At 51.8% G+C, this 10,391-nt stretch carries 8 protein-coding genes; 3 read left to right on the forward strand and 5 right to left on the reverse strand.

Annotated elements, in window-relative coordinates; genetic code table 11:
* The coding region (gene glpA / locus FDX03_RS04895; protein WP_249356989.1) for an anaerobic glycerol-3-phosphate dehydrogenase subunit A at positions 1–1,192 on the reverse strand (1,192 nt) is incomplete at its 3' end.
* Between the two features lie 272 nt (positions 1,193–1,464).
* Here glpA and glpT point away from each other — a divergent pair.
* Positions 1,465–2,823, forward strand: coding sequence for a glycerol-3-phosphate transporter (glpT, locus tag FDX03_RS04900; protein ID WP_048211098.1), 1,359 nt, complete (start codon positions 1,465–1,467; stop codon positions 2,821–2,823).
* A gap of 3 nt (positions 2,824–2,826) precedes the next feature.
* Complete coding sequence (gene glpQ, locus FDX03_RS04905; RefSeq protein ID WP_121584842.1) at positions 2,827–3,894, forward strand: glycerophosphodiester phosphodiesterase; 1,068 nt, start codon at positions 2,827–2,829, stop codon at positions 3,892–3,894.
* Positions 3,895–3,956: 62 nt separating this feature from the next.
* Here glpQ and FDX03_RS04910 read toward each other — a convergent pair whose 3' ends face one another.
* Positions 3,957–4,835, reverse strand: coding sequence for a LysR family transcriptional regulator (locus tag FDX03_RS04910; RefSeq protein ID WP_048211100.1), 879 nt, complete (start codon positions 4,833–4,835; stop codon positions 3,957–3,959).
* A 162-nt stretch (positions 4,836–4,997) separates the two neighbouring features.
* On the opposite strand from FDX03_RS04910, the gene FDX03_RS04915 reads away from it, so the two are divergent.
* Positions 4,998–6,188 (forward strand): MFS transporter, encoded by a 1,191-nt coding sequence (locus FDX03_RS04915; RefSeq protein ID WP_061068841.1) that lies wholly within the window; start codon positions 4,998–5,000, stop codon positions 6,186–6,188.
* Between the two features lie 3 nt (positions 6,189–6,191).
* On the opposite strand, the gene yfaE is transcribed toward FDX03_RS04915, so the two are convergent.
* The 3 genes from yfaE to nrdA form a co-directional block, all read right to left on the reverse strand.
* On the reverse strand, positions 6,192–6,446 hold the full coding sequence (yfaE, locus tag FDX03_RS04920; RefSeq protein ID WP_048211102.1) for a ferredoxin-like diferric-tyrosyl radical cofactor maintenance protein YfaE: 255 nt from the start codon (positions 6,444–6,446) through the stop codon (positions 6,192–6,194).
* The gene (nrdB, locus tag FDX03_RS04925) at positions 6,446–7,576 is read right to left on the reverse strand and encodes a class Ia ribonucleoside-diphosphate reductase subunit beta (protein WP_003834668.1); all 1,131 of its coding nucleotides are present in this window, start codon (positions 7,574–7,576) and stop codon (positions 6,446–6,448) included. Before nrdB ends, yfaE begins: the two co-directional genes overlap by 1 nt.
* Positions 7,577–7,686: 110 nt before the next feature.
* Positions 7,687–9,972 (reverse strand): class 1a ribonucleoside-diphosphate reductase subunit alpha, encoded by a 2,286-nt coding sequence (gene nrdA, locus FDX03_RS04930; RefSeq protein ID WP_048211103.1) that lies wholly within the window; start codon positions 9,970–9,972, stop codon positions 7,687–7,689.
* Between the last annotated feature and the right edge of the window lie 419 nt (positions 9,973–10,391).

The following is a 10,391-nucleotide window of genomic DNA, read 5'->3' on the forward strand; positions in this document are numbered from 1 at the left end:
TAAGCGTGTGTTCGGTCGACTCCTGTGAGCCTGGCAGAGCTGTCTCTGCGGTTGTACAAGGGCGAGAATTGCCCAGTTTGCGGCATACTGCGTCGGTGGCCCATTCCGCCATCAGGCGGTAGGTCATCAGTTTGCCACCGGTAATGGTGATAAATCCGTCCAGTCCGTCGCGCGTTGCGTGATCGAATAACACAATACCGCGGCTGACGTTACGACCGGTCGGATCGTCGTCGCTGGCCACCAGCGGACGCACACCGGAGTAAGCACGCAGGATGCGAGTTTTCGCCATAATTGGTGCCAGCTTCTCACCCTCACGCAGCAGAATATCCACCTCTTCTGCGGTGACGCGGTTGCTGTCGATATCGTCGTAATCAATGTGTTGTGAGGTTGTACCGATCAGCGAAATGGTATCGCCAGGCACCAGAATATCGGCATCAGATGGCTTACGGCAGCGGTTGATAACATGCTGATTTATGCGATGATCCATGATCAACAGAGAACCTTTCGCCGGGAACATACGGATGCTCAGATCGGCATATTCCGCAATGCGCTGACCCCAGATCCCGGCGGCATTCACGACCACCGGCGCATGCAGAGATTGCATCTCGCCCGTCAGATGGTTGCGTACGTTTACCCCGCACACCGTCGCACCTTCACGAATCAGCCCCGTCACTTCATGGGCCGTTAAGATAATCGCACCGTGCTCTCGTGCATCCAGCATGTTGGCGGCGGTTAAGCGGAAAGGATCAACGGTACCGTCTGGTACTTTCACTGCGCCAATCAGTTGTGGGTTTACCGAAGGTTCGATAATACGCGCCTGTTGTGGATCAATCGCTTCTGCGCGGATGCCCGCGTCTTCACAGGCACGAATAAAGGTTGCCTGGAAAGAGAGTTCATCTTCCGGCAGCGTAATAAACAGACCGTCCGTCGGCTCAACACAATGGCGGGCGATACGTTTCAGAATTTGGTTTTCGCTAATGCATTCGCGGGCAGATTCAGCGTCAGTAACGGCGTAACGTGCTCCGCTGTGCAGCAGACCGTGGTTACGGCCCGTCGCGCCTGTCGCGATATCGTGGCGTTCTACTAAGATGACGCGCAATCCGCGCAGGGCACAGTCGCGTGCGATCCCTGCACCTGTTGCTCCTCCACCAATGATAATCACGTCACTTGTTTGCGAGTCGCGAGTTTTCATTGTTTTTCCTCACAGTTCGTTTTTTATCATTTAGCCACATAAAAAACATGGATTGTTTGATTTCGCGCATAATCGCTCATAATTCGAAAATGAAACGTGATTCCGTGCGCTTTTATGAACATTTGTCATAAATGTGTAACAATCTGTGCTGTAATTCACATTATTGCCCGGAATGTTTCCTTAACATCGCGGCCACACTGGGAGCGGTAGGGTTGCTACGGCAATCTGCAGTGTTTCCTTCGAATGAAAGACGGCCACGGAGGCTACTATATATGTTGAGCATTTTTAAACCTGCGCCACACAAAGCGCGTTTAGCTGCAGCGGAGATCGATCCGACTTATCGTCGATTGCGCTGGCAGATTTTCCTGGGAATATTTTTCGGTTATGCCGCGTACTATCTGGTACGTAAGAACTTTGCTCTGGCCATGCCGTATCTGGTTGAGCAGGGTTTCTCGCGTGGCGATCTGGGTTTTGCGTTGTCCGGTATCTCCATTGCATACGGATTTTCGAAATTCATCATGGGGTCCGTCTCAGATCGCTCGAATCCGCGCGTTTTCCTGCCCGCGGGTCTGATTCTGGCGGCTGCGGTGATGCTGTTCATGGGCTTCGTGCCGTGGGCGACATCCAGCATTGCAGTCATGTTTGTGCTGCTGTTCCTCTGCGGTTGGTTCCAGGGGATGGGGTGGCCGCCGTGTGGTCGTACTATGGTGCACTGGTGGTCGCAGAAAGAGCGTGGTGGTATCGTTTCTGTCTGGAACTGTGCGCATAACGTAGGTGGCGGTCTGCCTCCGCTGCTGTTCCTGCTGGGTATGGCCTGGTTTAACGACTGGAAAGCGGCGCTGTACATGCCTGCCTTTGGTGCGATAGTCGTTGCGCTGTTTGCTTTTGCGATGATGCGTGATACGCCGCAGTCCTGTGGCCTGCCGCCTATCGAAGAGTACAAGAACGACTATCCGGATGATTACAACGAAAAAGCGGAAGAAGAGCTGACTGCCAAGCAGATCTTCATGCAATACGTACTGCCGAACAAACTGTTGTGGTACATCGCTATCGCCAACGTGTTTGTGTATCTGCTGCGCTACGGCATCCTCGACTGGTCGCCAACTTACCTGAAAGAAGTGAAGCATTTTGCACTGGATAAATCATCCTGGGCCTACTTCCTGTATGAATATGCGGGGATTCCTGGCACGCTGCTGTGTGGCTGGATGTCGGATAAAGTCTTCCGTGGTAACCGTGGTGCCACCGGCGTGTTCTTTATGACGCTGGTTACCATCGCGACCATCGTTTACTGGATGAACCCGGCAGGTAATCCGAACGTGGATATGGCTTGTATGATTATCATCGGCTTCCTGATCTACGGCCCGGTCATGTTGATCGGTCTGCATGCGCTGGAACTGGCACCGAAAAAAGCGGCGGGGACGGCGGCAGGCTTCACTGGACTGTTCGGCTACCTGGGCGGTTCTGTCGCGGCGAGCGCCATTGTCGGCTACACCGTCGACTTCTTCGGTTGGGACGGCGGCTTTATGGTGATGATTGGCGGTAGCGTGCTGGCGGTGATTCTGCTGGTAGTCGTCATGATTGGTGAAAAACGCCATCATGAAGAGATGCTGCTCAAGCGTAACGGGGGCTAATAGATGAAAACCACATTGAAAAGTCTTAGCGTGGCGCTGATGCTGGCAGGTATGGTTGTGAGCAGTGCGGCGGTTGCCGCAGATAAAATTGTCATTGCGCACCGTGGCGCCAGCGGATATTTACCGGAGCATACTTTACCTGCGAAAGCGATGGCTTATGCTCAGGGCGCGGATTTTCTGGAGCAGGATTTGGTGATGACTAAAGACGACCATCTGGTCGTCCTGCATGACCACTATCTTGACCGCGTCACCGATGTTGCTGATCGCTTCCCGGATCGTGCGCGTAAAGATGGGCGTTACTATGCCATCGACTTTACGCTGGATGAGATCAAATCGCTGAAATTTACCGAAGGTTTCGATATCGAAAATGGCAAAAAGGTACAGACATATCCAGGGCGTTTCCCGATGGGTAAATCTGATTTCCGTGTGCACACTTTCGAAGAAGAAATTGAATTTGTTCAGGGATTAAATCATTCAACCGGCAAAAATATCGGTATTTACCCGGAAATGAAAGCGCCGTGGTTCCATCACCAGGAAGGGAAGGATATCGCCGCTAAGACGCTGGAAGTGCTGAAAAAGTACGGGTACACCAGTAAACAAGACAATGTCTATCTGCAGTGCTTTGATGTTGCGGAGTTAAAACGCATTAAGAATGAACTGGAACCGAAGATGGGGATGGATCTCAATCTGGTGCAGTTGATTGCGTACACTGACTGGAATGAAACTCAGGAGAAAAAGCCAGACGGCAGTTGGGTGAATTACAACTACGACTGGATGTTTAAACCGGGTGCCATGAAGCAGGTTGCGCAGTATGCGGACGGCATTGGGCCGGACTACCATATGCTGGTTGATGAGAAGTCCAGTAAGGGCAACATCTCATTGACGGGTATGGTACAGGACGCGCACCAGAACAAGATGGTGGTGCATCCTTATACTGTTCGAGCCGATCAGTTGCCGGATTATGCAACGGATGTAAACCAGCTGTATGACGTGTTGTACAACAAGGCGGGCGTTGACGGGCTGTTCACCGACTTTCCCGACAAAGCGGTGAAATTCCTGCATAAAGAGTAAGGGCAGAAGGCCTGCGATGAACGTATTCCCGCAGGCCTTATTTGTGAAGCGTGAGCAGATTGCTAGATGAGGCCGTCAGCAGTCAACGATTCCATATATGCCTGCAGTAGAAATAAAGGGCTGCCGTCTACCGGCGGCTCTTTTGCCAATAACGATATTTGTCGATAAAACGTTGGCTCCAGCGCCACTGAGCGAATTTCCCCGCCAACCGCCTTCAGCGTGAGTTCCGGTAATAATGCAATCCCCAGCCCCTGGCGAATAAAGCTCATTGCGGTATCCGGGTGGTTAAATTCGTATTTAATAATTGGCTCAATCCCTTTTTCTTTAAACAACGTCATGATGCTTAATTCATAGCGGCCTTTACTGATAATCAGCGGTTCTCCCATCAGTTCTTCCAGCGAAATAGTGGTGTTGGCTGCCAGTGGGTGGCTTTCGGGGACCACTACGGTAAATTTATCGCGGTAAACCGGTACGCAGTACATGCCATTGACCGGGAAATGCACAAATCCCGCATCGATATCCCCGCTGCGCAGGGAATCAACGATCGCCGGGCTGTTCTCTTCGAAGGGGATAATTTTGATGTGCGGATGCTGCTGTTCAAAGTGGCGGATAATGCCAGGTAAAATGCAGGCGCAGGCGCTGGGAAAACAGCCGATACGCAGGGTTCGGGCTGGATTTTGTCGTTCCTGCTCGGCAATTTCTTTCACCGCGTTGGTTTCTGACACGATGGCTCGCAGGCGTGGCACGATCCGGTGTCCCGCCGGGGTGAGCCTGATGTCTTTGCGGCGTTCGCGGATTAAAATATCAACGCCCAGCTCTTCCTCTAGTGCTGAAATTGCCTGACTCACGGCGGACTGGGTCATGTACAGCCGCTTGCTGGCTTCGGTAAAACCGCCGTACTCGAGCACGGCAAGCAAAGCGTGGATCTGTGTTAGTGTCATTAGTTCCTTCTAATTAATAATATTAAAACGATTAATTTCTCTAATATCATGAGCCTATTTATACTGGCGTTCTGGTGTTTAACTCACATTTTGACGCACTTGTCCGTCGTTCAGTTGTGCTGAGCGTTGCCTGCGTGCGCCGTCTGGACAAGGTTGTCGAATATGAAAGAAAAACTGTGGACGAAGGATTTCTGGGCAATAACGATTATCAGCTTTATTATCTTTTTTGTTTTTTATGTCCTGCTGACCCTGCTTCCGATCTATATTTCGGATCGCCTGCATGCTACTCCTGATAAGGCCGGTTTATTAGTCACGTTCTTTTTGGGCTCTGCCATTCTTGTTCGTCCTTTTGCCGGGCAGTGGGTGGGGAAATATTCGAATAAAACGATTCTGGTGCTCTCTTCTCTGGCCTTTTTGGTGGTCACTGCGCTGTATCCGGTTTGCCATTCAATTGAATCACTCCTGCTGATTCGGGTGCTTCATGGTGTAACGTTTGGCGTTATAACCACGGTAAAAGGAACGATTTCCGCGCGGTTGATACCGGCCTCCCGACGTGGGGAGGGCATCAGTTTTTTCTCTTTAGCCATGGGACTGGCAATGGTTGTGGGGCCATGGGTAGGGCTGAATATGGCGCGCTGGGAAGCTTTTACCCAGGCATTCTGGCTGTGTAGCGCGGTTGCCGCACTGGGTATCATTCTGTCTTTTATTGTCGCGGTGCCGCCGGTCATTCGCCATGCTGACGGCTCTAAACCGACGCTCGGGTTTGCGGCAATGTTTGATCGCGCCGCGCTGCCTTTCGCACTGGTGACGTTTTTCATGACCTTCTCTTACGCAGGCGTTTCCGCCTTCCTGGCACTGTATGCCCGGGAGTTAGATCTGATGGCAGCCGCCAGTAATTTCCTGCTGTGCTACGCTATTTGCCTGATGGTCTGCCGAACCTTTACCGGCAATATCTGTGATAGAAAAGGGCCGAAATACGTGGTTTATCCGTGCTTACTGGCCTTCACCGTTGGGTTGGTGGCGCTGGGTTACACCAACGGGAGTATCATGATGATTCTGGCCGGAGGATTAATCGGTATTGGTTACGGTTCGGTTACGCCGGTATTTCAGACACAAATTATTAGTTCAGTGGAGCCGCACAAAATCGGTGTTGCCAATTCGCTGTTTTTCAATGCAATGGACGCGGGAATGGCGATTGGTGCGTTCATTATGGGGATGATGGTTGAAGGCGTGGGGTATCGGGCGATTTACCTGGTCGGGGCTTTGCTGGTGGTGCTGGCCGGGGCGTTGTATATCATGCAGATGAAAAAACGCCCAGACGTGGTATTGGTCTCCACGCATGAAGTCCACTAAGCACTACATTTCAATCTCAATATCCCCGTTTGCCCGGCAACAGCAGGGCAATATCTCACCCGGCTGAATAAAGGCCAGAGGTTCTGTAATCCAGTCAACCTGTCCCGCCACCAGGCGGGTACGGCAGGAACCGCAGTAACCTTCACGGCACTGATACTCGACTTCGACGTTGTGCGATTCGAGCGCGGCGAGCAGGGAAGGATGTTCATCCTGGCACAGCAGTTGTGTGCCAGAGATGCGCAGAGTAACGCGCCCCATCAGAGCTGGAAGTTACTCAGGTCGTCGGTATCAACTTCGGCGTCGATTTGGCCGACCAGGTAAGAGCTGACTTCCACTTCCTGCGGTGCAACCTGGACGTTATCGGATACCAGCCAGGTATTGATCCACGGGATCGGGTTAGAGCGTGTCTGGAATGGCAAGTCAAGGCCAACAGCCTGCATACGGATATTGGTGATGTACTCAACGTACTGGCACAGGATATCTTTGTTCAGACCGATCATCGAACCGTCACGGAACAGATAATCCGCCCACTCTTTTTCCTGCAGCGCGGCCTGTACAAACAGGTCATAGCACTCTTGTTTACACTCTTCGGCGATTTCCGCCATTTCCGGATCGTCCACGCCGCTGCGCAACAGGTTCAGCATATGCTGGGTGCCGGTCAGATGCAGGGCTTCATCACGGGCAATCAGACGAATGATTTTTGCATTACCTTCCATCAGTTCGCGTTCTGCAAAAGCGAAAGAGCAGGCAAAGCTGACGTAGAAGCGAATCGCTTCCAGCGCGTTAACGCTCATCAGGCACAGATACAGTTTTTTCTTCAGTTCACGCAGGTTGACGACAACCGTTTTACCATTGACTGTATGGGTGCCTTCGCCCAGCAGATGCCAGTAGCTGGTCATCTCGATCAACTCATCGTAGTAGCTGGAAATGCCTTCCGCGCGTTTCTGGATCTGTTCGTTGGTGACGATATCGTCGAACACCACCGCAGGATCGTTCACGATGTTACGAATGATGTGGGTGTAGGAGCGGGAATGGATCGTTTCAGAAAACGCCCACGTTTCCACCCAGGTTTCCAGCTCAGGGATAGAAATCAGCGGCAGCAGCGCCACGTTCGGGCTACGTCCCTGAATAGAGTCCAGCAGCGTCTGATACTTCAGGTTGCTGATGAAGATATGTTTTTCATGTTCCGGCAGTGCCTGGAAGTCAATGCGGTCACGTGAAACGTCGACTTCTTCCGGACGCCAGAAGAAAGAGAGCTGCTTTTCGATCAGTTTTTCGAAGATGTCATATTTTTGCTGATCGTAGCGGGCGACGTTCACCGGCTGGCCGAAAAACATCGGTTCCAGGAGCTGGTCATTTTTCGTCTGTGAAAAAGTGGTGTATGCCATTGATGTGAATCCTTTGTGGGATGAGCGCCGGAGGCGGTGCAAGCACCTTGTCCGGCCTACAAACCGTGCAATCGTGGCCGGGTAAGCGTAGCGCCACCCGGCATCATTCATCAGATCTTACATGCGCCGCTTTCGCAGCCATCATCCTGAATGGATGGCACCAGATCGTCCTGAGAATCTTCCGCACCGTCGCGGGTGTTCTGATAATACAGCGTTTTGACACCAAATTTGTAGGCGGTGAGCAGGTCTTTCAGTAACTGCTGCATCGGCACTTTTCCTGATGGGAAGCGTGACGGATCGTAGTTGGTGTTGGCAGAAATCGACTGATCGATAAATTTCTGCATGATCCCTACCAGTTGCAGATACCCGTCATTGTTCGGCATCTCCCACAGCAGTTCGTACGCGTCGTGCAGGTGTTCGTAGTCCGGCACAACCTGGCGCAGAATGCCATCTTTCGATGCTTTAATGCTCACGTAGCCGCGCGGCGGTTCAATGCCGTTAGTGGCGTTGGAGATCTGCGAAGAGGTCTCCGACGGCATCAGCGCGGACAGCGTGGAGTTACGCAGACCGTGGGTCTTAATGGACTCACGCAGTTGCTCCCAGTCCAGGTGCAACGGCTCGTTGGCAATGGCATCGAGGTCTTTCTTATAGGTATCGATCGGCAAAATACCCTGCGCATAGGTGGTTTCGTTGAACCATGGGCATGCGCCTTGCTCTTTTGCCAGTTCGTTAGAGGCTTTCAGCAGGTAATACTGAATAGCTTCAAAGGTTTTGTGAGTCAGATTGTTCGCGCTGCCGTCAGAATAACGCTTACCGTTTTTCGCCAGCCAGTAGGCGTAGTTGATTACGCCAATACCCAGCGTACGACGGCCCATGGCGCCACGTTTAGCGGCCGGAATTGGATAATCCTGGTAATCGAGCAGCGCATCGAGAGCACGCACAGCCAGTACGGCCAGCTCTTCCAGCTCGCTCAGATCTTTGATTGCCCCCAGGTTGAATGCGGACAACGTACACAGCGCGATTTCACCGTTTTCGTCGTTAACGTCGGTCAACGGTTTGGTCGGCAGGGCGATTTCCAGACACAGGTTGGACTGGCGTACCGGTGCGACAGCCGGATCAAACGGGCTGTGGGTGTTGCAGTGGTCAACGTTCTGAATGTAGATGCGACCAGTAGAAGCACGTTCCTGCATCATCAGCGAGAACAGCTCAACCGCTTTCACGCGCTGTTTGCGGATGCTGTCGTCGTTTTCATATTTTGTGTACAGGCGTTCAAACTCGTCCTGATCGGCGAAGAATGCGTCGTACAGACCCGGGACGTCGGACGGGCTAAACAGAGTGATGTCACCGCCTTTCAGCAGGCGGGTATACATCAGCTTGTTGATTTGTACACCGTAGTCCATGTGACGCACGCGGTTGCCTTCGACGCCGCGGTTGTTTTTCAGCACCAGCAGGCTTTCAACTTCCAGATGCCACATCGGGTAGAACAACGTGGCAGCACCGCCGCGAACGCCGCCCTGGGAGCAGGATTTCACCGCCGTCTGGAAGTGCTTGTAGAACGGAATACAGCCGGTGTGGAACGCTTCACCGCCGCGAATCGGGCTACCCAGCGCACGAATGCGCCCCGCGTTGATACCAATGCCAGCACGCTGAGAAACGTATTTTACAATTGCGCTGGACGTGGCGTTAATCGAATCCAGGCTGTCGCCACACTCGATCAGTACACAGGAACTGAACTGACGGGTTGGGGTGCGCACGCCGGACATGATGGGGGTTGGCAGCGAAATTTTAAACGTAGAAACGGCGTCGTAGAAACGTTTAACGTATTCCAGACGGGTTTCACGCGGGTAGTTAGAAAACAGGCAGGCAGCGACCAGAATGTAGAGGAACTGTGCGCTTTCATAAATCTCACCGGTAACACGGTTTTGCACCAGATATTTGCCCTCTAACTGCTTCACTGCAGCATAAGAGAAGGTCATATCACGGTCGTGCACGATGAACGAGTCCATCTGCTTGAACTCTTCTTCCGTGTAGTCTTCCAGCAGATGATTGTCGTATTTGCCCATTTCAACCATTTTGACCACATGGTCGAACAGTTTTGGCGGCTCAAACTCGCCGTAGGCTTTTTTACGCAGGTGGAAAATAGCCAGGCGAGCAGCCAGGTACTGATAATCCGGCGCGTCGCGGGAGATCAGGTCTGCAGCTGCTTTGATGATTGTTTCATGGATATCGGAAGTCTTGATACCGTCATAAAACTGAATGTGGGAGCGCAACTCGACCTGTGAAATCGATACGTTATTCAGTCCTTCTGCCGCCCAATCCAGAACTCGATGGATTTTGTCGAGATTGATGCGCTCTGTACTACCATCACGCTTTGTCACCAGCAGACTCTGATTCATGTGGTTTTTACCTGTCCGTGAAAGAAAAAATATCCCCCATATTATCCACAGTGCCACGTTGTGACTAAGTCTGTGGATAAATACTATATGTAGGGGTTGTTTGATAAAATAGACGCTATATGGTGAGTATTCTAGTAGGGATTCTTTTCAGCACAAGAGTTGATTTTGAGGTTAAATTGAGGTTGCAAAAGGGTAAGAATCGCTAAGTGCGCGTCTTATAAGGCCTGGCGGGGATGTCAATAATTGAGAAAAAAAATAGAAAATTTGATCGAGTGCTGATTTCTTCATCTAAGGCAAAGAAAGTTCTTATGATCTGGCACAAAAATTGCCCTGAGACGCCTACTCAGGATCAGTAGGCGATGCATAATCACGTAGGCCTGATAAGCGAAGCGCCATCAGGCGTTAAAGCCCGGAGTCGT

It is taken from the genome of Citrobacter sp. wls827 (assembly GCF_005280875.1).
Taxonomy (GTDB): Bacteria; Pseudomonadota; Gammaproteobacteria; order Enterobacterales; family Enterobacteriaceae; genus Citrobacter; species Citrobacter youngae.